The organism is Mycobacterium persicum, from assembly GCF_002086675.1.
Classification (GTDB): domain Bacteria; phylum Actinomycetota; class Actinomycetes; order Mycobacteriales; family Mycobacteriaceae; genus Mycobacterium; species Mycobacterium persicum.
Map to the genome: position 1 here is coordinate 1 of NZ_MVIF01000055.1, position 25231 is coordinate 25231.

Consider the following 25231-nt stretch of genomic DNA (forward strand, 5'->3'; position numbering starts at 1 on the left):
GTCATCAGTGGGACCTCCTCAAGCTCCCGAAAACTCTTACTGACGCCCACATCAACGAGCGTCTGAGCTGAGGGGGTCCCCATCACATGTCATCTTTCAGTACCGCAAGTCGGCGCCAAGCAGGCCGTGTCACTAGAGCTCAGGGCGCGGACGTTGCAAACTCAGTCTTTGCCGACCCGGTGCCGGCCGCTAGGGACCGAAGTCCCCAGCTCTTCGGGATCGGAGCCGGTGAACGGATGAATATTTCGCTTCCAGCAAGCGACGATGGATCTGAGGCCGGGGCACGCAGCGGGGTGCCGGAGATCCGGATCGCCGGCCACGGTCCGTCATACTTGCGTTGACGGGACGCTACGGCGACGGGCAGCGCCCGATTTCGCAGCGTTGGATCTCACGCGACATCAGTGCATCCGGGCGCTACTGCCGAGGCCGATCTCCAGGACGCTGCCCGTGATGACCCCGGGGTCGGTGACCAGGTAGACCACTGCGCGGCTGACATCCTCGGGCTGCAACCACGGCAGCGGTATCGGATTGCCTTTCATCATGCGGCGCACCAAATCATCGGGAACGTCGTCACTTCCGGTCGGCTGCACCATCGGTGTCTGGGTGGTGGTCGGGCAGACCACGTTGACGGTGATGCCTTCCTTGGAAACCTCCAGGGCAAGCGACTTCGCCAGTCCGATGACACCCCACTTGGTGGCGTTGTAGGCGGCGAGTTCGGGGATGCCCATTCGCCCACCCATCGAGGATGTCACCACGATCCGGCCGTAGCGCTGGCGGCGCATCGCCGGTATGGCCGCCCGGAGGGTATGAAAGGTGCCGGTCAAGTTGGTGGCTACCAGCTGCTGCCACACCTGATCGCTGACGTCCTCCAGCCGCCCGGTGCTGACGATGCCGGCATTGGCCACCACGATGTCCAGGCTGCCCAGCTCGGCGAGCGTCTGCTCCACCGCAGCGCTGACCCGTGCCGGGTCGCGGACGTCGAGGGTGATCGGCAGGCAGCGGCGGCCCAGCTTTTCCACGAGCTTGGCCGTATCCCGTAGCTCCGCTTCGGTACCGAGTGGGTAGCTCAGGTTTGCCACTGGCGCGGGCACGTCGCCGACGACGATGTCCGCCCCCGCGGCCGCCAAGGCCAGGGCATGTGCGCGCCCCTGCCCCCGGGCCCCGCCGGTGATGAAGGCCACGCGTCCATCCAAGGCACCCATAGCCGGCAACGTTAGCAGCCATGCTGGGCCATCGAGACAGCACCCGTTGGGCCACGAAACCGGTTGCAGAGACGGTTATTTCGCGTTTGGCGCCAGTTCAGCGGGCTATGGGCGAACGCGCCGGGGAATGCAGACGCCCCTGACGCACCCCATGACACCCCGAGGTGGCTTCGTCGCTCGGCGCGGCCGCTGGCAGCTGCCATCCGGGCAAGGCCGATCGTCCTCCCCATCGCTGACGTACTGCGTCTGGCCGGGGGTCAGCGGCTCGGCATGTGCCATCGGCTCGCCCGTCGCCACCACCACGCCCGCCGCGAATGCGCCTGCTATCAACATCTTGAGGGCGACCACTGGAATCGCCTCCTCACACCTAGCGACGTGATTAGATAATAATCTTAACTTTTGCCTAGTATCGGTTTCCGGGGAGCGTAGCGCGCCAAGGCGCCAACCCGCTTCGTTTCAGCGTGCGATCGCCGGCGACTTTTCGTCGGTTGGGGCCTGCTGGCGACAGCCCGGCAACTCGTCGGGTGGTTCGACGCGCAACATTGTGGCTATCGGCGCATCGGTGGACGAATGCAGCGCGATCGACAGGGCAATGGTGACCGCGACGACATCGAAAACCAGCTCTCTGTCGGCTATCCCCGCCTGTAGCGCCAGCAGCCCGTAGACAACGGAGGCGAAACCTTTCGGCCCGAACCACGCCGCGGTCAGTCGCTCCTGTCTAGTGAGGCGGGTCCGCATAAGTGACAGCAACATCGCGGCCGGCCGGATCGTCGCGATGACGATCACTGCGAAAACCCAAGCGCGCCAACTCAATCCCGATAGCCACTCCGGGGTGAGCAACGCGCCGAATACGATCAACGCGGCGAACTTGGTGACCTCCGACAGCAGATCGCCGAAGCGTTGAAACTCCGCTGCTGCGACGTGGTCGAGGGTGGCCAGTGTCGAACCGGCGGCAAACGCGGCCAGGTAGGGGTTGGCGTGCGTAAGGTGGCAGCCGGTATACACCACCACCGCGATCGCAAGGGGGCCTAGAGGCTGCAGGTGCGGTTCTGCGGTGAGTACCTTCGCCCGCCAGGCCAATGCCGCGCCGGCGGCGACGCCGACGCCGAGTGCCAGCCCGAGCACCAGCTCCTCGCCGACCTTCACCAGTTCGGACCCGGCGCCCTGGGCGGTGGCCAGGAAGATCATCACGAAGGGCAGAGCCAGTCCGTCGTTCAAACCGGATTCCACATTGAGCAGCCGGCGTAACCGTTGCGGAATGTCGGAGCGCCCGACGATAGCGGCTGCGAAGACGGGATCAGTGGGGGACAGGATGGCCCCAACCAAAAATGCGGTCGGCCAGTTCAGACCGGCCAGGAAATGGGCCGGCACCGCGATCCCGATCATGGTCAACGGCATGCCCATCCCCAGCGCGCGGCCCGATAAAGACCAATTTTCGCGCAGCTCTTGAAGATTGGCCCGCTGACCGTCGGTGAACAAGACGGTGAACAGCGCGACGTCGGCAAGTGTGGCGACGAGCGGGTCGTTCGGGCCGATCTTGTTCCAGGCGAGGATCCCCGGCCCGAGTACGGCGCCGGCGACGAGGAACATCAGCGCACTCGACAGTACGGTCCGGGCAGCAACCCCGGACAGCGACACGCTGATCAGGAGCACCACGCCGAACGCCAGGATAAGGGTCACTGAAACTCCATTTCGGCGGTGGCAAACACGCAGCCGCTACATAGCTTCTTTGATTCCGCGGCGAATCAGCCAGACGTTCGCCGGCCACGCCGTCGCGAACCCGATGATCATGCCGATCTGCATCAGAAACCAGTACGCGGCGGTGTCGGGATGTAGCGGTGAAGCCGGAAACAGCACGAACGACATCACTGCCATCCAGCCGAACAGCCCCACCTCGAATGCGGTCAGCGACAAGACGTCGGCTTTGGCCGCCGCTACCATGCCGTCGCGGAAACCTAGGCCACGCATCGGCGCAATCGCGTAGTACTGGAACAAGATTCCCAACGCCAGCGCGGCCACATAGTCGCCGATGTACTCGGGCAGCAGAGCACGGCCAAGCAATTCCACGCCCAAGGCGAAAACCGCGAACTCGGCAATGATGTCGCCAAGGGTGCATCCCGCGCCACAGTGACTGACCCCGATGGCAGTGGTGGCCCACTTCGGTTTGTCAGGCGGCCGGTTAAGCTGGTGCTGTCGAAGCCACCGCCGGCTGTTCGGTCGGCCGTAACGCCAATACATCCACACCGCGGCCGGCCCGAAGTACAGCGCGGTAATCGGCCAGACGGCTTCCATAATGCCCATTCGCTGCCGATAACCGCGAGCGTAGACGTCGATCAAAATGATCACCGCCGAGGCGAAGCCTGATGCCAAGGCGATCCATGCGATCGTGGTCAACCAGGTAGGCGGCACCATTATCGGAGTCCGACGAAGGTCATGGGCCCAGTGGATCCGGTCGCCTGCCACCTTTCTCGGATGGCGCTGGAACACGTTGCGGCAGTCGTGGGATTGCCGGTAGCGGCCGAAAGGTCCGGTTGGGCAAGCCAACACGCGTGGCCTCATCGACAGAGCAGGTCATGGGTGTCTTCCGGTTGCGGGGCGTTTGTGGTTTACCCCAAGCAGCCCAATCCGAAACGGCCTAGACGGGATCACTGGCGGGCGGCGGCGCCGGCGATGCCGGCCAGTACCGCGCCGGCCGCCACCGCCAACGGTTTGGCGTTCTCACGCAGCCACCACTGGGCGCTGACCGCGTGCGAGCGACTGTCGAAATCTCCATGCGCGCCAAAATCTTTACCGTCTTCGTCGTCCACCGGTTGCCACAGATTGGCGTCTTGAGTGTTGGGTTGATCGGTCTGCTGCGACGAGTAGCCGTTGCGGGCCAGATAGCGGTCGAGCAAGGCGGGAACAAGCCGCTGGCCCAACAGGGTCGCGGTGGTGCTGGCGCCCACCCAGTATTCCTTGCGCTTGGGGTGTTTCGCCGCATAGTAGACCGCGCGCGCCGCGACCTCCGGTTGGTAGATCGGTGGCACCGGTTGCGGCTGCCGGGGCAACCGGGACAACACCCAGGAGAACTGTGGAGTGTTCAGCGCCGGCATCTGGACGACGGTCACATGGACGTTGCTGTTGTCATGGAGCAGCTCGGTGCGCAATGACTCGGTGAATCCGTTGACCGCGTGTTTGGCCCCGCAGTAGACCGATTGCAGCGGGATCGAGCGGTGGCTCAGGGCGGACCCGACCTGAACGATCGTGCCGCGATCGCGGGACCGCATGCGGCGCAACGCCGCCATGGTGCCCCAGACGAAGCCGAGATAGGTCACCTCGGTGGCGCGGCGGTATTCGTCGGGAGTGATCTCGTGGAACGGGGCGAACACGGATGTGAACGCCACATTGACCCATACGTCGATCGCACCGAATCGGCTCTCCACCTGCTCGGCCGCGGCATCGACCTCGTCGAAGCTGGCGACGTCGGTCGGTATCGCCAGCGCCTGCCCGCCGCCCTGCTCCACCTCCGCCGCCGCCGCGTCCAGCCCGGCCTGGCCGCGGGCCAGCAACCCTACTCGGGCACCGTGTTTGCCGAATTCGCGGGCGGCCGCTCGCCCGACGCCGGCGCTGGCTCCGGTGATGACCACCGTCGACGGGGACTTTGAGAGGGTCACGGGATTCTCCTTTGCTGCTGCGTTTGGTGGGGCGAGTCGTCGTGACCGATGCGCAAGCTCGCCGGACACCGCGGACATGACTGTGTGGACAACCGCTTGCGGTATCCATCGAGACGCTGGGCGCTTCTCATCACGCCCACCGGTTACCCCGTTGGGCAGGTGTTTAAGTCGCGGACTTGATGCCTGCCGTTGTGAGGGCTCCGTAGCGTCGGCCGGGTGCCGACTCGATGAAACCGGCGAACATCCGATCTACCGTGGTAAGCGGGCGTTGGGCGGGTAGTGGAGGGTGCGTGCGTTGACCGCGAACATGTACATCGCCGTAGTCGTCGTGGTGGTTGCCGCCCACTTCGCCTACATCGCCTACCTGGTGGTCGGCGGGTTTGTCGCGTTGCGATGGCGTCGGACGATTGCCTGTCATGCGTTCGCTGTCGGCTGGTCGGTGGTGAGTTTCACCGGCCACCTCAACTGTCCGCTGACGGGTCTCGAGCGATGGGGCAGGGCCCATGCCGGGATGGTGCCGCTGCCGCCGGACGGATTCATCGCGCACTACATCACCGGAGTGGTGTATCCGTCCGGGTGGTCCGCCCCGGTCGCGATCGCCGTCTTCGCGCTCGTCGCAGTGTCGTGGATCCTGGTGTTTGGGTGGCAGGCGCGGCGCCGAACGGCCGATGCGAACAGTGAGCGGCAAGCTCACGACCCGTCCCAGATCACCGGGTAACCGAAAAATGACTCGGCAACAATCTCCGCGCGCGCCGATTGCCCGGCAGCGGGCCGGGTAACCGCGGACGTGCGGGCGGCCGCTGCTGGTGCCCTCCTACTGACCGGGCCGGCGTTGTTGGCCGTTGTGGCCGTGCCGCCGGCCGCGGCGAGGTTCCGGGGGCGGCGCGTATCGGACGGTAGCGGTCTCGGCGATATTGCTCGGTCTTGATCTGGTTCGCCGCAACGCCTGGCCCGGGGTACCTCCTCGGAAGGTGGCTCGAGGTTGGTTTCGCCGTCGGGTTCAGCGGGTATATCCGGTGCGATCGAAGGGGCGCCGTGCCCCGCCGCTTTGGATGCGGGTCGAAACACACCTCGGTTGAGTGGGAGGAGTGGCCGATGACTGCCGTCGAGGAAATGCGGCACGACGGATACCCAACACATCGCCGCAAGGTTCGGTTCGACTGGTCGCACACGCCGTTGCACTGGGTTCCTGGCGACCCGTTCAGCACCCACATGCTCAATGAGCTGCACTTGTTGTTGCCGGCGGGCGAGCGGTGGTTCATCCGGGTCGTCGACGAGGCAGCGCCGTTGGTCGACGACCCCGAACTCGAAGCCGCGATCAAGCCCTTCATCCAGCAGGAGTCATGGCACGCCTGGGCGCACCAGGTCGTCCTCGACCACCTCGCCGAGCAAGGCATCGACACCCAGCCCTACACCCAGCAGCTGGAAAAGTGGCTGGCCAAGCTGGGAAACCAACGCACCAACTGGCCCAAGCCGTTACAACGGTGGTGGCTTTACCGACGGGTGGCCGACGTCGCGGCGCTGGAACACTTCACCGCGGTGCTCGGCCAGTGGGTGATCCAAAACCGGGGTCTCGACTATGCCGGCACCGACCCGGTCATGCTGGATCTGCTGCGCTGGCATGGGGCCGAGGAAATCGAGCACCGCTCCTTGGTGTTCGACGTCTACCAGAACATCTGCGGGAACTACGCGATCAGAGCATTCTCGATGTTGATGACGGCGCCGCTATTCGTGTCGTGGTGGATTGCCGGAGCCCGCTACCTGATGGCCAACGACCCGACCATAGACGCGAAGTGGCGTTGGCGGGACTGGCTGCGAGCGGCGCGCCAGTACAAGTTGCCGGGTCCGTGGCGGATTCTTGTGACGGTGCCGCTCCGCTACCTGCGGCCGAGTCATCACCCGAGCACCGAGGCGTCGACGCAGATGGCGATGGACTATCTCGAACATTCGCCCGCCGCGACTGCTGCCCGGCAGAAAGCCGCTCGGGCACAACCAGATCCGGACGACGACCAGTCACCCGGGTAAGCGCGGTAAGGTAAGCCGACCCGCCACCCGGCCCGATGGGAGATTGCAGAGTGGCAACCTTGCGGCGGTACGTCGTCATCCAGCTGATGATGTTCGTCTTCGGCATTGTCGGACCGATTTTTCTGGTCATGTTTTTCCTGTCGCAGCCAGATCCGACCATGAAGTGGTCGTACTGGATCGGGCTCTTCGTTACCTACGCCGACGTGATGATCGCGCTCGCACTCACCGCCGCCGGTGCCGACACGCCAGGTAAGCGGCTGACAGCCGGGCTTGGTAGCCAGCGGCACCGAACCGGGCATTCCTCAGGACGTTGACCCCAGGCCCGGTAACGCCGAACATCGGGTTATGTCGATCGGCAGGGCCGCGTCCGGGACGCTACCGCGCGGACCCCGGCTGCCCCGGTGGGTGCAGGCGTTAATGATGTTGACCCGTGGTTCGCATTTCGTGGACGGGTGTCACCGCCGCTATGGCGGCGTCTTCACCCTGAGGGTGGCCGGGGTGGGGACGATCGTCTATCTTGCTGACCCGGCCGACATCAAGACGGTGTTCGCCGGTGACCCGAGCGTCTTTCACGCCGGCGAAGCGAATTCGATATTGCGGGGGCTGCTCGGCGACAGCTCGCTGCTGGTGATCGACGACGACATGCACCGGGATCGTCGCCGCATGATGCTGCCGCCATTCCACCGCGACGCGGTCACGCGGCAGGCCCGGCTGATGGCCGAGATCGCCGCGGAGAACATCGCCACCTGGCCCGTGGGACGTGCTTTCGCGGTGGCGCCCAAGATGTCCGAGATCACCCTCGAGGTGATCCTGCGGACCGTGGTCGGTGCCAGTGACCCGGCCCGGCTGGCTGCGCTGCGCGATGTCATGCCCCGGCTACTCAGCGTGGCTCCGTGGGACTCGCTGGCACTGGTCAAGCCCGACCTGCTGCGCCATCGCTGGTGGCGACGGCTGCGTCGCCGCATCGCAGAAGCGGACCAGCTGCTCTACGCCGAGATCGCCGATCGACGCGCTGACCCCGACCTCGCGACACGCACCGACGCTCTGGCGATGCTGGTCCGCGCCGCAGACGACGACACGGGTCCGCTCACCGACACCGAGCTTCGCGACCAGTTGATGACGTTGCTGGTGGCCGGCCACGACACCACGGCGACCGCGTTGTCGTGGGCGCTGGAGCGGCTGACGCGCCACCCGGCCGTCCTCGCCAAGGCGGTACGGGCCGCCGATGCCAGTGCGGCGGGTGACCCGGCCGGCGACGAGTATCTGGATGCGCTGGCAAAGGAGACGCTGCGGAGCCGCTCGGTGGTGTTCGACGTGGGCCGGGTTCTGACCAGGCCGGTGGAGCTGGCCGGTTATCGACTGCCCGCGGGAACCATGGTTGCTCCGGGGATTGGTCTGGTACATGGCAGCGCCACGCTGTACCCCGAACCCGACCGGTTCGATCCGGATCGCATGCTCGGCGCGACATTGAGTCCGGTCACGTGGTTCCCCTTCGGCGGCGGTAACCGGCGTTGTCTCGGCGCGACCTTCGCCCTGGTCGAGATGCGGGTGGTCCTGCGGGAGATCTTGCGGCGGGTCGCATTGACGACCACCACCGCATCCGGTGAACGGCAGAAGCTCAAGCACGTGATCGTGGTGCCTCATCGCGGCGCGCGGATCCGCATCCGGGCGATCAATGACGTGCCGCCGGTACCGGGGGCCGCGGCTCCGCTGGCGAGTCACGGAGCCAGCGGCATGAGCTGACGGCCCCTGGTGGTGCAGATCCGCCGAGCGAGGCTCGTAGGCCTGGTTGCAGTGTGCAGCTTCCGCGTATGGCGGTGTGCTGCAACGTAATTGTGGTCTTAGCTATGGGGATTCGTCGTCGTCGTCTCCGTCGCGGAGCAGTTTTTCGGGGTGATGGAACGGCCAGACGGACCACATCCGACATCGGCACGGTGGTGCCCCCGCCGGTCCGTGCGGTGCCGGCGGCGGCTTGCAGGTCCTTGAGGGTGGTGGACACGATGATGCTGGCCGGCAGCCCGTGTGTTGGCCGAGGTTTCCGGAGGCCAGCAGGGCGCGCAGCCCGGCGGTGAGCCCGTCATGGTGGCATTGTGCGGCCGCGGTGGCGGCCACGCCGGGGCGATCGGCTCACCGGTCAGTCCGCGCCGGCTGGCCTCGGCCCGGCTGCTCAGGGTCCACTCGGCGATCGCATGCGTGAGCTTGCCGCCCAACGCTGCGGCGCTGGCTTGGCGGGCCAAATGGTTGATCAGCTGATACTCGGGCACCGAGGATGCGTCGGCGCACCTGCTCGCAGCGCCCCAGCAGCGCCCCCCACTGTGCGGTGCTCAACGCGTCAAAGTTCAGGCCCGCCACCACATCCAGCGCCGCATCCAACCCGTCGAACGCCACCGTGACCGCCTGCCAATCCAGAGCACCTAACCTATCGGCGCCCTCTGACAAAACCGTGCAGAAAGTACCTACCCACCAATCGATTTCGCAGGTTCACCCACAGCGAACATCAACGCGGACGTACCGCCGCGGACACTACACCAGTCACATGGCGGCCCCGACACCCAATGTGCCCAGCTATCCGCGACAACCCCGCTAGCGCGGCAGATTTGTCGCTTATAGCCGGGCGCAACGCCTAACCCCCAGCGGCACTAGATGCCATAGTCAGGCAATTCGAAGTCGTCGCGCACGCTGCCCGCGAAAAGCGTTGCCAGCGGTGCGAAGTTCATCGTGCGCATCGCGATATTCCGCAACCACAGGCCGAATCGGGTTCGGGTTGCGAAGTACCCGATGAACTTGGTCGCTCCGGTTTGCTTGCTTTCAACGAAAGGACGCAGCCGCGCCTCGTAGGCTTCGAAGGCCCGGCGATGGTCGCCCCCGGCGCGCTCGAACTCCCCGGCCAGCACGTACGCCTCGGTCATCGCCAAGCCGGTGCCCTCGCCGCCGAGCAGGGAGATGCATCCGGCCGCATCACCGATCAGCAACACCCGATCGCGAGACCAGCTGTCCATCCGGATCTGACTCACAACGTCGAAGTAGAGGTCATCGACATCGTCGAGCGTGGCCAGGATCTCTCGGCATTCCCAGCCTGCTCCGTCGAACGCGTTGCGCAGCTGGTCTTTTGGCGTCTCACCGACGCCACCGACGCGGTCGTGCTCGGCGCGGAAAATAAACAAGAACATCGTGCGGTCGCCGCGCAGCGCGAAGCGGCCCACCTGTCTGCCGGGAATGTTGTAGGTGACGTAGCTCAGGTCGTCGCGTGGCCGGTAGCCGTCCACGACCCAAGCTGCGACCTTGCAGCCGAGGTAATGCTCGTAGTTGCGCTCCGCGCCGAAGGCCAGTCCACGTACATTGGAATGCAGTCCGTCGGCGCCAATGACCAGGTCGAAATCTCTTGGGGGGCTTGTGCAGAAGGCCAGACGGACACCGCCGCTGTGCTGATCGATGGCAGTGATGCTGTCGGCGAATATCGTCTCGACCTTGCCATCGATCGTGGAGTAGATTGCGGCTGCCAGATCGCCGCGCGGCAGGCTGGTGAAATCGTCGCCGAGAATGCCGCGAAAGACGTCGACATTCACATCGGTTTTGATCTTGCCGCTGGAGCCGACCGAGCGCAGGCGTTCGATCTGGTATCCGGCAGCACGGATCCGGTCTTCGATGTCCATGCGTTTGGCCACCTGGTAGCCGACGCCCCAGAAGTCGATTACGTAGCCGCCGGTGCGGAATTTCGGCGCCTGTTCGACCAGCGTCGGCGTATGGCCGGTGCGATGCAGCCAGTACGCGAGCGCCGCACCTGCCACCCCGGCACCACTGATCGCTACGTGCATACTGCAATTGTGCCCTGTAGCACGATTCGATCCAAGGCCGCGCTAGCAACTCGACGCCATGGGCTTGAAGCCCGCTGGCCGCCGCCCGGCTAAGATCGCCGTCAGCAAACAACCTGCCGATTCTTCGAAGAAGTGCGCCAGGAGGCCCCGATGACTGCGATCGATCCCACCCCACTCAGCAAGCGGTACCTGATCGTCGACGGCAAGCGGATGGCCTACCACGAGACCGGGGAGGGCCGACCGGTCGTATTCCTTCATGGCAACCCGACGTCGTCGTACTTGTGGCGCAACGTCATTCCGCACGTTTTCGATCGCGGTCGCTGCCTCGTGCCCGATCTCATCGGCCACGGCGACTCGGACAAACTCGACGACACCGGTCCGGGCAGTTACCGCTTCGCCCAGCACCGCCACTACCTCGACGGACTTCTTGATCAGCTCGAACTCGGCGACGATGTCGTCCTGGTCGTCCACGACTGGGGCTCCGCCCTCGGCTTCGACTGGGCCAACCGCCATCGCGACCGCGTCAGCGGTATCGCTTTCATGGAAGCGATCGTCCGGCCACTCACCTGGGCCGAGTGGCCTGAGGCCGTGACCGAAATCTTTCAGGGGTTTCGCTCCGATGCGGGAGAACAGATGGTCATCGAGAAGAACCTGTTCGTCGAGGCGGTCCTGCCCGGGGCGATTCTGCGCAGTCTCACACCCGCGGAGCATGACGAATACCGACGCCCATTCACCGCGCCGAAACATCGCCGGCCGACCCTCACCTGGCCACGCGAGATCCCGATCGAAGGCGAGCCCGCCGACGTCCATCAGATCGTTGCCGACTACGCTCAGTGGCTGCCCGCAACCGACTTTCCGAAGCTTTTCATCAACGCCGACCCCGGAGCCATTCTCACGGGACCGCAGCGCGAGTTCTGTCGCAGCTGGGCCAATCTCACCGAGGTGACGGTGCGTGGTAGTCACTTCATGCAGGAGGACAGCCCGCACGAGATTGGCCAGGCGATTGCCGATTGGCTCGCCACACTCGACTGAGCGAGCGCGGCCACGGCACGGGTCGGTTACTGTTCGAAACGTGACGGCGCCGACGCGGGCGAAGCTGGCCGATGACCGTGACATCTTGTTCTTCGCGTTGCCCGGTCATCTTCCGCAACCGGTTCCCGATCGTCGGCCACTGCCGCCGCGGGACAAGCAACATTCGGAGTTGCGGTTCGACCGCTCTACCGGTCAGTGGGTGATCATCGCGGCGTTGCGTCAAGACCGCACCTTCAAGCCGCCGCCCGATCAGTGTCCGCTGTGTCCGGGTCCGACGGGGTTGACCAGCGAGGTGCCCGCGCGCGACTACGACGTCGTCGTTTTCGAGAACCGGTTCCCGAGCCTTTCCGGCGCCGGCGGACTCTCACCGGTCGGCGACGGCTTCGCCTCGGCGCCGGGCCACGGCCGCTGTGAGGTGATCTGCTTCTCCGGCAACCACACCGGGTCGTTCGCCGGCCTGCAAGCGCCGCACGCCCGCCTCGTCGTGGAGGCGTGGCAGCATCGCACCGCCGAACTGTTGAGTCAGCCGGGCATCGAGCAGGTGTTCTGCTTCGAGAATCGCGGCGAGCAGATCGGTGTGACGCTGACCCATCCGCATGGTCAGATCTACGGCTACCCGTACCTGACGCCGCGGACGGCGACCATGCTGCATCAGGCGCGCGAGCATCGAACACGCCACGGCACCAACCTGTTCCAAGATCTGCTGGCCCATGAGGTGGCTGATGGCGGTCGTATCGTCGCCCGCAGCGACCTGTTCACCGCCTTCGTGCCGTTCGCCGCGCGCTGGCCCGTCGAGGTGCACCTCTACCCGAACCGGTTCGTGCCCAACCTCATCGAACTCGACGCCGACGAGCTGGACGGGTTCTCCCAGCTCTATCTCGACGTGCTGCGCCGCTTCGACCGCATGTATTCCAGCCCGCTGCCGTACATTTCGGCGTTGCACCAATACACCGACGCGCAGCCGGAGGGCTACTTTCACGTCGAGCTGATGTCGATTCGCCGCAGCGCCACCGCGTTGAAATACCTGGCGGGCTCCGAGTCGGCGATGGATGCGTTCATCAGTGACGTGACGCCGGAAAGTGTCGCCGAGCGGCTGCGAGAACTTGCGTGACGGTCCGCTACGCCGCGCCGGGGCGAATCAACCTGATCGGCGAGCACACCGACTACAACCTCGGCTGGGCGTTGCCTATCGCGTTGCCGCAACGCACGGTGGTGACGTTCGCGCCCGATGGCGGTGACGCGATCACGGTGGGCAGCGACCACATGGATGCCGCGGAGCGCATACCGCTGGACACCGCCCCCGGTGGGGTGACCGGGTGGGCCGGCTATGTGGCCGGGGTGATCTGGGCACTGCGCGGCGCCGGCCATCCGGTGCCCGGGGGAGCGATGTCGATCGCCAGCGACGTCGAGATCGGGTCCGGGCTCTCGTCCTCGGCGGCGCTGGAATGCGCTGTCCTGGGTGCCATCACATCCGCGGCCGGTGTCCGCATCGACCGCATCGAGCAGGCCCGGCTCGCGCAGCGCGCCGAAAACGACTACGTCGGCGCGCCAACGGGTTTACTCGACCAATTGGCCGCGCTGTTCGGGGAGCCGTCGACGGCGCTGCTGATCGACTTCCGTGACCTCGCCATCCGGCCGGTGCCGTTCGACCCCGACGCTTCCGGGATCACGCTGTTGCTGATCGACTCCCGGGCCCGGCATCGTCACGTCGCAGGTGAATACGCGCAACGCCGCGCGTCATGTGAGCGGGCAGCCGCGGTTCTGCAGGTCTCGTCACTGCGTGCCGTCGCCGACGTCTCGGCGCTTGCCGCGATCGGCGACCCGGTCGACGCCCGGCGTGCCCGCCATGTGCTCACCGAGAACCAGCGCGTGCTGGATTTCGTCGCGGCGTTGGAGGGTTCGGATTTTACCGAGGCGGGCCGCCTGCTGACTGCCTCGCATGCGTCCATGCGCGACGACTTCGAGATCACCACCGGACACCTCGATTTGATTGCCGACACCGCGGTGCGCGGCGGTGCGCTGGGTGCCCGGATGACCGGCGGCGGGTTCGGCGGCTGCGTGATCGCCCTGGTGCCGGAGGGCCGGGTGGGTGATGTCGATCAGGCGGTGCGACGGACGGTGCGCGACGCCGGCTACCGACAGCCGGTGGTCGGCCGGACCCATGCCGCTGCGGGCGCGGGCCCCGGTTGAGAGCCTGCGAACGCACGCCAATAGGGGCTAACGTATTGGCGTGTGCTCGACTTGTCCGAAGTCGCGGCAGAGTCGGCCCGGCGTGGGCCGCTCCAACCGTTGGCACCTGGTGAACACACCGTCAACCAGCTCGGGTCGCGGGTTGCGGTTGCCCCGTCGGCGATCTCGCAACATCTCGCGAGCCTCGCCGTGGTGGCTTGGCTGAGTCCCGCAAGCAGGGCTGTCACCGCCTCGTCGTCGATGCCAACGGCTACCGGTCACCGCTAGGAGGGTTCGCCATGCCGTACGAAAAGGTCGTCGTCGTGCCGTCGGATGCCGACGAGACCTTCGCGCTGCTCACTCGGCCAGACCGGCTTCGCCGGTGGATGACCGTGGCCGCGCGTATCGAGCCGCGTGCCGGTGGAGCCTACCGATGGACGGTGACTCCGGGGCACACGGCGGTTGGTGCGATCATGGATGTGGACCCGGGCCGGCGGGTGGTGTTCTCCTGGGGGTGGGAGGACCACGGTGATCCCGCGCCAGGCGACTCGACGGTGACAGTCACGCTCACCCCGGCGGACGGTGGCACCGAGGTTCGGTTGGTCCACGACGGGCTGACCGAGGAACAGGCTGCCCCGCATGCCGACGGCTGGAATCATTACCTGGGCCGGCTGGTCGCTGCGGCCCTGCACGACGACGCCGGCCCGGACGACTGGGCGGCAGTACCCGACTCGCTCGACGAATTATCGTGCGCTGAGGCGACGTTGGCGGTTCTGCAGCACGTACTGCGGCGACTTGACACCGCCGATCAACCCCGTCAAACACCATGTCAGCAATACAACGTGGCACAACTGGCGGATCATCTGCTGCGTTCGCTCGCGATTGTCGGCAGCGCCGCCGAGGCGCAGCTGCCGCCCCGGGACTCGACGGCGCCGTTGGAAACTCAGGTTGCGGACGCGGCACAGGCCGTGTTGGAAGCGTGGCGGCGACGGGGTGTGGACGGCATGGTCGAGCTGAACACGAACCAGGTGCCCGCAGTTGTTCCGGTCGGTATTCTGTGTCTTGAATTTCTGGTTCATGCTTGGGACTTCGCGATTGCCGCGGATCGGCACGTGGTCGTCTCCCCGTCGTTGTCGGAATACGTGCTGGGATTGGCCGGCAAGATCATTACTCCCGCATCCCGTAGTAGCGGCGGTTTCGACCCACCCGTGGCAACCGAAGCCTTTGCCCCGGTCCTTGATCGATTGATCGCCTTCACCGGCCGTGACCCGGCCCCGGCCCACGGATCCGCCAACTAACGAAAGGTCACATCATGCCCAAAAGAACCGAATACACGCAGGGCACTCCGAACTGGGTCGATCTGCAGACCACCGATCAGTCTGCGGCCAAGCAGTTTTACTCGTCGCTGTTCGGCTGGAGCTACGACGACAATCCGATGCCCGGCGGAGCTGGCGTCTACTCCATGGCCACATTGAACGGCGAAACGGTGGCCGCCATCGCGCCGATGCCGCCGGGCGCGCCGGAGGGCAGGCCACCGATGTGGAACACCTATATCGCGGCGGACGACGTCGACGCGGCGGTCGGAAAGGTGGCCAGCGCGGGCGGACAGGTGCTGATGCCAGCCTTCGACGTCGGCGACGCCGGCAGGATGGCCTTCGTCGCCGACCCGACCGGCGCCGTGGTGGGCATGTGGCAGGCCAACCGGCATATCGGCGCAACGCTGGTCAACGAGCCCGGCGCGGTGATGTGGAACGAACTGATCACGGACAAGCCGGATTCCGCGCTGGCGTTCTACCAGGCCGTGCTGGGTCTGACCCACACGACGATGGAGATGGCCCCCGGCGAGCACTACCGGGTGCTCAAGGCCGGCGGCGCGGATGTCGGCGGCTGCATGGAGCCGCCCAGGCCCGGGATACCCAACCATTGGCTGGTGTACTTCTTTGTCGACGACGCCGACGCCACCGCGGCGAAGGCGTCGGCGGAAGGCGGTCACGTGATCGCGGAGCCGTTCGACATTCCGTCGGTGGGACGCTCGGCCGTCTTGTCCGACCCGCAGGGAGCCGTATTCAGTGTGCTGAAGCCCGCGCCGCAGCAGTAGGGCCTCGCGCGCGTTAAGGGAGTAATCGACTGCGGTAGCGTCAAGAATCCTGATCTGCCGATGCCGAGGGACTCTCGCAGTATGAAAATGTGGATACAGATTCGAGACCGCGACGACGATGCCGAGTTCCCGGACGGGGCCACCTATGAAGTACTCACCGGCGGCGTGCTGAAGGTCCTCAGCGGCAACGATATTCATCTCTACAGTCCGTCATATTGGCAGGAGGTGACGATCGATACCCGGTCGGAGGATCAGCGCGGCACCCAAGGCGACGAGCTGGACGACGATCTGAAATGGCAATGATGCCGCCACGATGCCGCCACGATGCCGCCACGATGCCGGCGCCGAGCCGGCAGAACCGCAACGGCGGCCGAGGGACTTTCGGCCACCGGAGGTGGTGGCCTACTGCCCTCCCGCCAGCGCGCCGGATGAGCGGACGATTGGACTTGTGCGAGGAAGGGGGATGTTGGTGAAGGCGAATGTCGGAGACTGGCTGGTGATCAAGGGCACGACGATCGACCGACCGGACCACCGGGGGTTGATCATCGAGGTGCATTCAGCCGATGGCTCACCGCCCTACGTCGTGCGTTGGCTCGACACCGATCACGTGGCGACTGTGGTCCCCGGTCCGGACGCGGTCGTCGTTACCGCTGCGGAGCAGAAGGCGGCCGACGAGCGCGCGCAGCATCGGTTCGGGGTGGTGCAGTCGGCGATCATGCACGGCAAGAGCACGTAGGCAGCATCGGCTCCGGCGATGGAGTCGGCCATGGCGGCCCGATGGCCGGCGCAAGTTCGGCGCCGAGACACAACGTTGGTGCCGTTCGATATCGCACGGATCGAAGCCGCGGTAGCGCGGGCCGCCCGTGAGGTGGCTTACGACGATCCCGACATGCCGGCCACCATCGCGAGGGCAGTCGCCGAAACATTAGGTCCCCGGACCGCATCCGTCGAACGCATCCAGGACTTCGTCGAGGCGCGGCTGGGCGAGGCAGGTCTGGACGACGTCGCCCGCGCCTACATCATCTACCGGCAACGGCGCGCCGAACTGCGCGCGGGCAAGGCCTTGCTGGGGGTGCGTGACGAGCTGAAGCTGAGTTTGGCGGCCGTGACGGTCCTGCGCGAACGTTATCTGCTGCGCGACGCGCGGGGCCGGCCCACCGAGTCGACGGGCGAGATGATGGACCGGACGGCGCGGTGTGTGGCCGCCGCCGAGGACGAGTACCGGACCGGCTCGTCGGCGCAGTGGGCCGAGCGGTTTGCGACGTTGTTGCGCAACCTCGAATTCCTGCCGAATTCGCCGACCCTGATGAACGCCGGCACCGAGCTGGGGTTGCTTTCCGGCTGTTTCGTTCTGCCGGTTGAGGATTCGCTGCGGTCGATCTTTGCGACCCTGGGACAGGCCGCCGAGGTGCAGCGCGCCGGCGGCGGCACCGGCTACGCCTTCAGCCGCCTGCGGCCCGCCGGGGACCGGGTGGCCACCACCGGCGGCACGGCCAGCGGACCGGTCTCGTTTCTGCGGCTTTACGATGTCGCCGCAAATGTCGTCTCGATGGGCGGCCGGCGCCGCGGCGCCTGCATGGCGGTGCTCGACGCGTCGCATCCCGATATCTGCGACTTCGTCACCGCCAAGACCGAATCACCCAGCCATCTCACTCATTTCAACCTATCGGTCGGCGTCGATGACGCGTTCCTGCGCGCCGTCGAGCGCGGCGGCGCGCATCGCCTGGTCAACCCGCGCACCGGCAAGACCGTCGCACGCATGCCGGCGGTCGAACTGTTCGACGCGATCTGCCACGCCGCGCACACCTGCGGCGACCCTGGACTGGTGTTTCTCGACACGATCAACCGGGCCAATCCGGTGCCGGCACGCGGCCGGATCGAGGCGACCAACCCGTGTGGGGAGGTGCCGCTGCTGCCCTACGAGTCCTGCAATCTGGGCTCGGTCAACCTGGCTCGGATGATCACCAACGGACACCTTGACTGGGACCGGCTCGGTGCGGTCACCGAAGTGGCGGTGCGGTTCCTCGACGACGTCATCGACGTCAGCCGCTACCCCTTTCCCGAGCTGGCCGAGGCCGCCCGCGCCAGCCGCAAAATCGGGCTGGGGGTCATGGGTTTGGCGGAACTGCTTGCCACACTGGGCATTCCGTACGACAGTGACGAGGGCGTGCGGCTGGCCGGTCAGGTCATGCGCCGCATCCAGCGGCACGCGCACCTGGCATCGAGGCGGCTGGCCGAGGACCGGGGCTCCTTCCCCACGTTCGCCGACAGCCGGCTGGCCCGTTCCGGACCGCGGCGCAACGCGCAGGTCACCTCCGTCGCCCCGACCGGCACCATCTCACTGATCGCCGGCACCACCGCCGGGATCGAGCCGATGTTCGCCATCGCCTTCACCCGCGCCATCGTCGGCAGGCACCTGCTCGAGGTGAACCCGTGCTTCGACCGGCTGGCCCGCGATCAGGGTTTCTACCGCGATGAGCTGGTCGCCGAGATCGCGCAGCGCGGCGGGGTGCGTGGCTATCCGCGGCTGCCCGCCGAGGTGCGCGCGGCCTTCCCGACCGCGGCCGAGATCGCGCCGCAGTGGCACCTGCGGATGCAGGCCGCCGTGCAGCGCCACGTCGACGCCGCGGTATCCAAGACCGTCAACCTGCCCGCCGGCGCAACGGTCGACGACGTCCGGGCCGTCTATCTGTCCGCGTGGCGGGCAAAAGTCAAGGGCATCACGGTCTATCGCTACGGCAGCCGGGCAGGGCAGGTGTTGTCCTACGCCGCGCCGGAACCGGTACTGGCGCGGGCTGACACCGAGTTCAGCGGCGGCTGCGCCGGGCGGTCCTGCGAATTCTGACCGTGCCCCCCGGCTGCCCTGGGCTGCGTGATGACCTTTGGCCCTGGCCCGCATGCGGATTCGCGGCGTAGTAAGGAGGGCATGCGCCACGAGACAGAATTACCACCAGACATCGAGGTCGACGTAACCACCCGCGGCGACCTTCCCGGAGCGGCCGATTACGCACGCACCAAGATCGGCCAACTCGGACGGCTCACCCACCGGCCGGTGCTGCACGCCCGCGTCAGGGTTACCGAGCATCGTGACCCGGCGGTGGAGCGGCCCGTGGTCGCGCAGGGCAACCTCGACGTCGACGGCCGGCTGGTGCGGGCCCAAGCCCAAGGCGAGACCGCGCAGGAAGCGATCGATCTGCTCGAGTCGCGGTTGCGGCATCGGCTGGAACGGGTCGCCGAACATTGGGAGTCGCGGCGGGGCGAGCAACCGGCAGCTGGTCCGCACGAATGGCGCCATGTGTCCGAGCCCAGCCACCGGCCGAGCCACTTTCCCCGTCCGGCCGAGGAACGCCGCGTCATCCGGCGCAAGTCGTTCACCATGGCGCCCTGCACGGTCGACGAGGCCGCGCTCGAAATGAATCTGCTCGACTACGACTTTCACCTTTTCACCGAAAAGTCCACCGCCACCGCCGGGGTCCTTTACCGCGGTGGTCCGACGGGCTACCGCCTCGCGCTGGTGGCCCCGGTGCCCGCCGATCAGCTCAGTCCGTTCGAGCTCGACGTGACCATCAGCGCGCAGCCGGCGCCATGCCTGAGCCTGCAGGAGGCCACCGAGCGGCTGAGCCTGCTCGGGCTGCCTTTCCTGTTCTTCATCGACGCCGCCCAAGGCCGCGCCAGCGTCTTGTATCACCGCTACGACGGTCACTACGGGTTGATCACCCCGGCGGGCTAGCCCGAGGCTACGAGGCCTAATACGTTCCGATTTCCTGTTCGGGTAGCAGGGCGCCAGTCGCTTCGAAGACCACCCGCCTGCCGATCTCGACGGCGTGGTCGGCGAAGCGCTCGTAGAAGCGGCCCAGCAAAGCGATGTCGACGGCGCTCTTAACCCCGTGCTTCCAGTCGCGATCCATCAGTGTGGTCAAGAGTTGTCGGTGCAGCTCATCCATCTCGTCGTCTTGTTCGCGAATGTGGGCTGCCATCTCGGCATTACGGGTCATCACCACTTCTTGGGCGCAATGCGCCAGCTCTACTGCCGCCCCACCCATTTCGGCGAAATGATGCTCAACGTCGGTGGGCAGCACGCGGTCTGGCTGTCGCTGTTGGACGATCTTGGCGACGTGCACCGCCAGCGCGTCCATCCGGTCCAGGTCGGCGACTACCTGAATGGAGCCGACGATGCTGCGCAGCTCGCCGGCCACCGGCTGCTGCAGCGCCAACAAGCTGAAGGCGCTTTCTTCGGCATGGTTTCGCAGTGCCGCCATGTGGTCGTGGTCGCTGATGACCTGTAGCGCGGCGGCGGCGTCGGCCTGCAACAGCGCCCGCGTCGCACGTTCCATCGCGGCCGCGGTCAAACCGCACAGCCTGCCCAGCTGGTCAGCCAGGTCGGTGAGTCGCTCATGATAGACGGTTCGCAGGGTCTCGTACCCTCCTTGTGTGGTCAGCCTTTAACGACTCCCAGCGGCACCAGCCGCGCGACGACGCAGTTCTATCCGCTGCAACATTCGACCGCATGCGCTAACTGCCGTCCGGCGTCGCTGCGATCCTCAAATGGCCCCATCTGCCGAGTGTGTCGCGATCTCACGCCCAGCGGAATGGAATTAGGTCCCTTCGGTGACTGACCACGGTCCCTTCGGGACCGGCGGCGTGGCGTGCGGTTACCGCCGCTCTACTGCACTTCCTCCCGCGGGGCCCAGGTGGCCAAGACTCTGGATCAGCTCCCGAACGAAATCCGGGTGCTGCCGCAGCCGCAGGCTTAGCCGCCGCGGAACTACAGCCGCACATGAAGGTCTGGTCGGAATTTCTTCATCGCTGACCTTTGAACGGGGTTGATCGACGCGCCGATCAACATTCGGCAGATGACTTAGCCGTATGCCTTCCGTCGGTGAGCCGCACGACATATGTGCGGTCGGCACGGTGATACTCGACCGTGCCGCCCTCGACGATCATCCCCACTAGCGCGTTGCCGTCCTCGAAGAAATACGCGTCGCCTTCCTGACGCATCGAATCGATGTGGCAACCGGGCACAATCACGACGCTCCTGCGGGGATCATCGGTGAGGACCAGAATCCTCGCACCGCGTTCCACCGCTGTCTTCGCCGTTGCGTTCTGCCCCGCCTTCCTGGCTACGGAACGCTTAACGGCCTTTTTTGCTTGGGCGGTCGTCTTCTTGGCGGTCGCCTTCTTCTGCGGCTTCTGTCGTTGCGTGGGGTGCTCGGCCATTGGCGTTGCCCTCTCTATGAATCGCCGATTGCTGTAATGATGACATGCCGCCGGGGCAGCGCCGCCAGTCATCCATGACCAGAAGCGTTGGCGGACAACACATTAACGTTCAGAAACGAGCCCTTTCGGCGCGCTTGTTCGACGATCGCGATGACCGGCTAGCTTCGCGGAACGTGTTCTCCGGGCCGTGGACACTCGCCGGGCACATGAATGAGGGCCGCGCTGTCTTCGGACGTTGCGGCCTGGCCGCGGCGGTGGGCGGTGAGGTAGAGCCATCCGGACTCAGCTCGCCTGCGGTCATCGTGTTCGGGTCGTGGCCGGCGGCAACACATTTGATGACAATGTCACGGTCGGTGATCATCCCGTGCAGGCGGTCGTCGTCGCCGCAGATCGGCAGAGCGCCCACACCGAGATCACGGATGTGTTGGGCCGCGGCGGCGAGGGTCTCATGTTCGCCGACACAGGTGGCTCCGGCGTGCATGATGTCTTTGGCGGTGCTCATGGCATTCCTCCTACAACTTCGGTAACGCCAGGTTTTCGACGTTGCACCAGTCCGAAATCTAGGGATGACGAGCGGGCCGTTCTAGGGCCATTGGGCCTTCGCCGCGACGACGTTGGGCACGGAATGTTCAGACTTGGGCGTCGGTCGTGCGGGCCGCGCCGATGGGTAAGTCTGAACGGCATCGGCGCTTGGCCGGAACCCGGGGTCAGGGGTTTCATTGATCTGTGGCGCGAAAGGCCCGAAAATCGCGCCTTTCGACCACTGGCGAGCGAGCATCCGGAGTCGATTCTGTATCTGGTTGGGCCTGCTCGAGCTGGTAGGTGACGCGGGACCGCGGAAGCGTTCGAATGACATTGCGGCCGAAGCGCTGCACGAGTTGGCGGCTTTGCTCGCCATCTCCGGTGGAGATCCATGTCGAGTGCGTGCCGCCGCCCACGCCGGTCGCGATCACCGGAGCTGCGGGCCCTGCCCCGCCGCATAGCCGTGCCGTATCCGCTCGAGTTCATTCACCACCCGGTCGCTGACGGTCACCGGATACGAGTAGCCGGTGTCCTCGAGCGAACGAAGCTCCGGCGGCAGCGCGCCGCTCTGCTGCCGGGCACGGCTACGCGCGGCCTCCAAGTCGGACACGTGCGGTGCGATGCTTCGTCCGTTGCTCATGACGGGCACCAGTAATGGCTCACCGGGCAGCTTTTCGTCGTGCCGGCCGAGCATGTCCCCGCGGAACCTGCCGTGCTCGAAGCTGCGGAACAGCTGTTTTCGTCCCGGATAGATCACCTTGCCACTGGACAACTTGGTGCGGCCGATAGCGTTGTATTCCACCAGCTTGTAGGCCATGTCGAGGGCAGGGGCGTCGGCCGCGACAACCAAGTTGGTGCCCACGCCGAAGCCGTCGATCGGGCAGCCTGCAGCCACCAGCGCGGCGATGCGATGCTCGTCGAGGCCCGACGAGGCGAAGATCTCGACCCGGTTGAGACCCGCGGCGTCCAGCCGTGCGCGCGCCGCCATCGACAGCGCGCCGAGGTCGCCCGAATCCAGCCGGACCGCCCGCACGTCGAAGCGATCGCCGAGTCGCCGCGCCAGCTCGATGACCCGATCCACGCCGCGCAGCGTGTCGTAGGTGTCGACGAGCAGCGTGGTGCCGGGGTAGAGGCGAGCGAACGTGTCGAAGGCGTCGATCTCGTCGTCGAAGGCTTGCACATAGCTATGGGCCATCGTGCCGAACGCGGGAATCCCGTAGTGCCGGGCTGCCAGCAGATTCGACGTGCCTGCCGCACCGGCAAGGTAGCTGGTGCGTGCGACCTTCAGGGCGGCATCGGCGCCGTGAGCGCGCCGGGCGCCGAAGTCCACCACCGGCCGTCCGCGGGCGGCGCCGACCACCCGCGCGGCCTTGCTCGCGAGCACACTTTGCAGGTGAATTTGGTTCAGCACAAAGGTTTCGACGAGCTGCGCTTCGATGATCGGCGCGATCACCGCGACAATCGGCTCGTTGGGAAAGACCACGGTTCCTTCCGGCACCGCCCAGACCTCTCCGGTGAAGCGCACGCCGGCGAGCCACCGCAGGAACTCGTCGCAGAACTGGCCCAGGCCGCGCAGGTAGTCCAGATCCTGTTCGTCAAATCGAAACGATTCGAGGAAGTCGATCACGTCGGCCAAGCCGGCGGCGACGATGTAGGACCGGCTCGGTGGGAGCTTGCGGAAGAACGTCTCGAAAACCGCTGTGCCCGACATCGCTTGGGTCCAGTAGGCCTGCGCCATCGCCACCTGGTACAGGTCGGTGAACAGCGCCCCGATGTCCTGACGGATCGCCATGGCTGTCTGGTTATCCCCTGCCTCTCGACTCGTAACGTCCACGCCTGTGCACGAGAACCTCGAAAATCATTGGTGTCCAGCGAATTTGGCAGGCCTGTGGCGCCACCGGCATCGGCTAGTGCGCTTGCGGCGCGGGCTCGCCGTAGCGATCCTGCCCGGACCTGGCCAAGAGGTCGCCCCAGGCGCGGCTCACGGCGGCCACGACCGCATCGTCAACGTCGTACGTCACGTCGTTCTCGGCGATCGCCACCAATCCGTGGGCCAATTCCATCGGGGCCACATTGTGCTGCTTGGCCGTTTGCACGATGTCGGTGAAGGCCTCGTCGAGGCTGCAATGCCGCAGCGCAACCAGCACACCCTCGGCGGCGCCGAGTCTTCGCTGGCCGCCGCGACGAGCATCGCGCGCGCGGTCGGTCTGTCGTAGGTCCACCGTGTGCTCCCTTGTTGGCGATGCCCTCGATAGTGGCCAGCCGTGTCGTGGTGTGGGCAGAGTCATAAGGCCCATCGACGAGGGGCCGAAGGGCACTCGGTGCCGGCCCGACGGGCCGAAGTCGCCCGACCGGTCAGCTCAACAGCGGCACCGGATCGGTGAACGGCAACCCCAGGTCGGCGCCCACCTCGTCGCTGAGCAGCAAACCCTCGTGGGTGGACAGCCCGTTAGCCAGCGCGACATCGGATCGGCATGCGGCCTGCCAGTCCTGGTCCGCCAGCTTGAGCACATAGGGCAGCGTCGCGTTGGTCAGCGCGAACGTGGATGTCCGCGGCACCGCGCCGGGCATGTTGGCCACGCAGTAGAACACCGTGTCGTGCACGCGAAACGTGGGCTGGTCGTGGGTGGTGGGCCGGGAGTCCTCGAAGCACCCGCCCTGGTCGATCGACACATCGAGTAGCACTGCCCCCGGTTTCATCTGCGCCACAAGCGAATTCGACACGAGTCTGGGTGCCTTGTGCCCGGGCACCAGGACGGCGCCGATCGCCAGGTCGGCCCGTTTGACCGCACCCTCGAGTTCGAGTCCGGTGGAATACCGGGTGCGGATCCGGCCGCCGAACTCGGCGTCGAGTTGGCGCAGCCGTTCGATGTTCACGTCGAGGACGGTGACGTGTGCGCCCATCCCGGCGGCGACTCGCGCCGCGTTGTAGCCCACGGTGCCGGCGCCGATCACGACGACATCGGCCGGGCCGGTGCCGGGCACCCCACCCATCACGATGCCGCGTCCGCCAGCCGGCTTCATCAGCTGGTAGGCCCCGACCTGGGCAGCCAGCCGACCGGCGACCTCGCTCATCGGGGCCAGCAACGGCAGGTCGCCGTCGACCGTCTGCACCGTCTCGTAGGCGATCGACGTCACCCCCGAACGCAGCAGCGCTTCGGTACACGGCAACGACGCGGCAAGGTGCAGGTAGGTGAACAGGATCTGCCCGCGGTGCAGCAGCCCGTACTCAATCTCGATGGGCTCCTTGACCTTCAGCAGCAGCTCAGCGTCGGCCCATATTTGTTCGGCGGTGTCGGCAATCTTGGCGCCGGCGGCGACGTAGTCGGCGTCGGGAATCGACGATCCCTCACCGGCTCCGGCCTGGATGGTGACCTGATGGCCCCGACGGGTCAGTTCCCTGACACCGGCCGGGGTGATGGCGACGCGGAACTCGTTGTTCTTGGTCTCGGTCGGGACGCCGACTCGCATGGCAACTCCTGGTAGATGGTCAATGAC

Annotated in this window: 23 protein-coding genes and 3 pseudogenes; 14 read left to right on the forward strand and 12 right to left on the reverse strand. The window is 66.1% G+C overall.

The features are described 5' to 3' along the window. Window positions 1–398: 398 nt before the first annotated feature. From BST40_RS16850 to BST40_RS16865, 4 genes are all read right to left on the reverse strand, one after another. Complete coding sequence (locus tag BST40_RS16850; protein ID WP_075548744.1) at window positions 399–1202, reverse strand: mycofactocin-coupled SDR family oxidoreductase; 804 nt, start codon at window positions 1200–1202, stop codon at window positions 399–401. Window positions 1203–1658: 456 nt separating this feature from the next. After that, the gene (locus BST40_RS16855) at window positions 1659–2882 is read right to left on the reverse strand and encodes a cation:proton antiporter (protein WP_075548745.1); all 1224 of its coding nucleotides are present in this window, start codon (window positions 2880–2882) and stop codon (window positions 1659–1661) included. A 36-nt stretch (window positions 2883–2918) separates the two neighbouring features. Continuing rightward, window positions 2919–3596 carry a DUF4396 domain-containing protein gene (locus BST40_RS16860; protein ID WP_241780313.1) on the reverse strand — a complete coding sequence of 226 codons (678 nt, stop codon included), beginning with the start codon at window positions 3594–3596 and terminating at the stop codon, window positions 2919–2921. Window positions 3597–3847: 251 nt separating this feature from the next. After that, a complete protein-coding gene (locus BST40_RS16865) occupies window positions 3848–4855 on the reverse strand; it encodes an SDR family oxidoreductase (RefSeq protein WP_244174403.1) in 1008 nt (335 codons plus the stop codon). Window positions 4856–5150: 295 nt separating this feature from the next. Here BST40_RS16865 and BST40_RS16870 point away from each other — a divergent pair, with 295 nt between their 5' ends. The 4 genes from BST40_RS16870 to BST40_RS16885 all read left to right on the forward strand — a co-directional run bounded on the left by BST40_RS16870 (window position 5151) and on the right by BST40_RS16885 (window position 8623). Next, the gene (locus BST40_RS16870; protein ID WP_425270700.1) at window positions 5151–5573 is read left to right on the forward strand and encodes a DUF2784 domain-containing protein; all 423 of its coding nucleotides are present in this window, start codon (window positions 5151–5153) and stop codon (window positions 5571–5573) included. A 377-nt stretch (window positions 5574–5950) separates the two neighbouring features. Further along, window positions 5951–6880, forward strand: coding sequence for a metal-dependent hydrolase (locus tag BST40_RS16875; RefSeq protein ID WP_075548748.1), 930 nt, complete (start codon window positions 5951–5953; stop codon window positions 6878–6880). Between the two features lie 86 nt (window positions 6881–6966). Continuing rightward, window positions 6967–7194, forward strand: coding sequence for a hypothetical protein (locus BST40_RS16880; protein ID WP_240316571.1), 228 nt, complete (start codon window positions 6967–6969; stop codon window positions 7192–7194). A 31-nt stretch (window positions 7195–7225) separates the two neighbouring features. Then, window positions 7226–8623, forward strand: coding sequence for a cytochrome P450 (locus BST40_RS16885; protein ID WP_083154868.1), 1398 nt, complete (start codon window positions 7226–7228; stop codon window positions 8621–8623). A gap of 160 nt (window positions 8624–8783) precedes the next feature. On the opposite strand, the pseudogene BST40_RS32885 reads toward BST40_RS16885, so the two are convergent. After that, window positions 8784–8980: pseudogene (locus BST40_RS32885) on the reverse strand (DUF222 domain-containing protein); the annotation flags it as partial. Here BST40_RS32885 and BST40_RS32890 point away from each other — a divergent pair. Further along, window positions 8903–9133 carry a hypothetical protein gene (locus tag BST40_RS32890; RefSeq protein WP_075548751.1) on the forward strand — a complete coding sequence of 77 codons (231 nt, stop codon included), beginning with the start codon at window positions 8903–8905 and terminating at the stop codon, window positions 9131–9133. The pseudogene BST40_RS32885 and the gene BST40_RS32890 sit on opposite strands and share 78 nt — an antisense overlap. Before the next feature lie 386 nt (window positions 9134–9519). On the opposite strand, the gene BST40_RS16895 is transcribed toward BST40_RS32890, so the two are convergent. Beyond that, the gene (locus tag BST40_RS16895) at window positions 9520–10695 is read right to left on the reverse strand and encodes an FAD-binding domain (protein ID WP_083154870.1); all 1176 of its coding nucleotides are present in this window, start codon (window positions 10693–10695) and stop codon (window positions 9520–9522) included. Window positions 10696–10845: 150 nt separating this feature from the next. Between BST40_RS16895 and BST40_RS16900 the strand changes: the two genes are divergently transcribed. From BST40_RS16900 to BST40_RS16940, 9 genes and pseudogenes are all read left to right on the forward strand, one after another. After that, window positions 10846–11727 (forward strand): haloalkane dehalogenase, encoded by an 882-nt coding sequence (locus BST40_RS16900; protein ID WP_083154872.1) that lies wholly within the window; start codon window positions 10846–10848, stop codon window positions 11725–11727. 40 nt (window positions 11728–11767) lie between these two features. Beyond that, the gene (galT, locus tag BST40_RS16905) at window positions 11768–12838 is read left to right on the forward strand and encodes a galactose-1-phosphate uridylyltransferase (RefSeq protein ID WP_083154874.1); all 1071 of its coding nucleotides are present in this window, start codon (window positions 11768–11770) and stop codon (window positions 12836–12838) included. Beyond that, window positions 12835–13917 carry a galactokinase gene (locus tag BST40_RS16910; RefSeq protein WP_083154876.1) on the forward strand — a complete coding sequence of 361 codons (1083 nt, stop codon included), beginning with the start codon at window positions 12835–12837 and terminating at the stop codon, window positions 13915–13917. The genes galT and BST40_RS16910 overlap by 4 nt, the downstream gene beginning before the upstream one ends. A 51-nt stretch (window positions 13918–13968) precedes the next feature. After that, window positions 13969–15194, forward strand: a pseudogene (locus BST40_RS16915) (TIGR03086 family metal-binding protein). Window positions 15195–15208: 14 nt separating this feature from the next. Further along, a complete protein-coding gene (locus BST40_RS16920) occupies window positions 15209–15994 on the forward strand; it encodes a VOC family protein (protein WP_083154878.1) in 786 nt (261 codons plus the stop codon). Window positions 15995–16075: 81 nt separating this feature from the next. Further along, window positions 16076–16297, forward strand: coding sequence for a hypothetical protein (locus BST40_RS16925; RefSeq protein ID WP_036419912.1), 222 nt, complete (start codon window positions 16076–16078; stop codon window positions 16295–16297). A 166-nt stretch (window positions 16298–16463) separates the two neighbouring features. After that, on the forward strand, window positions 16464–16730 hold the full coding sequence (locus BST40_RS16930; protein WP_036399509.1) for a DUF1918 domain-containing protein: 267 nt from the start codon (window positions 16464–16466) through the stop codon (window positions 16728–16730). A gap of 30 nt (window positions 16731–16760) precedes the next feature. After that, window positions 16761–18839 carry an adenosylcobalamin-dependent ribonucleoside-diphosphate reductase gene (locus BST40_RS16935; protein ID WP_083154888.1) on the forward strand — a complete coding sequence of 693 codons (2079 nt, stop codon included), beginning with the start codon at window positions 16761–16763 and terminating at the stop codon, window positions 18837–18839. 81 nt (window positions 18840–18920) lie between these two features. Continuing rightward, window positions 18921–19724, forward strand: a complete 804-nt coding sequence (locus BST40_RS16940) for a ribosome hibernation promotion factor (RefSeq protein ID WP_083154880.1) — start codon at window positions 18921–18923, stop codon at window positions 19722–19724. A gap of 16 nt (window positions 19725–19740) precedes the next feature. Here BST40_RS16940 and phoU read toward each other — a convergent pair whose 3' ends face one another. The 6 genes and pseudogenes from phoU to ald all read right to left on the reverse strand — a co-directional run bounded on the left by phoU (window position 19741) and on the right by ald (window position 25204). Further along, window positions 19741–20406 carry a phosphate signaling complex protein PhoU gene (gene phoU, locus BST40_RS16945; protein WP_075548759.1) on the reverse strand — a complete coding sequence of 222 codons (666 nt, stop codon included), beginning with the start codon at window positions 20404–20406 and terminating at the stop codon, window positions 19741–19743. A 427-nt stretch (window positions 20407–20833) separates the two neighbouring features. Next, window positions 20834–21076 carry a hypothetical protein gene (locus BST40_RS32895; protein ID WP_075548772.1) on the reverse strand — a complete coding sequence of 81 codons (243 nt, stop codon included), beginning with the start codon at window positions 21074–21076 and terminating at the stop codon, window positions 20834–20836. 409 nt (window positions 21077–21485) lie between these two features. Continuing rightward, window positions 21486–21713: pseudogene (locus tag BST40_RS31765) on the reverse strand (CBS domain-containing protein); the annotation flags it as partial. Between the two features lie 447 nt (window positions 21714–22160). Next, complete coding sequence (locus BST40_RS16960; RefSeq protein WP_075548760.1) at window positions 22161–23525, reverse strand: nicotinate phosphoribosyltransferase; 1365 nt, start codon at window positions 23523–23525, stop codon at window positions 22161–22163. Between the two features lie 115 nt (window positions 23526–23640). Continuing rightward, window positions 23641–23955, reverse strand: a complete 315-nt coding sequence (locus tag BST40_RS16965) for an ANTAR domain-containing protein (protein WP_075548761.1) — start codon at window positions 23953–23955, stop codon at window positions 23641–23643. A 133-nt stretch (window positions 23956–24088) separates the two neighbouring features. Further along, a complete protein-coding gene (gene ald, locus BST40_RS16970) occupies window positions 24089–25204 on the reverse strand; it encodes an alanine dehydrogenase (RefSeq protein WP_075548762.1) in 1116 nt (371 codons plus the stop codon). Window positions 25205–25231 lie beyond the last annotated feature (27 nt).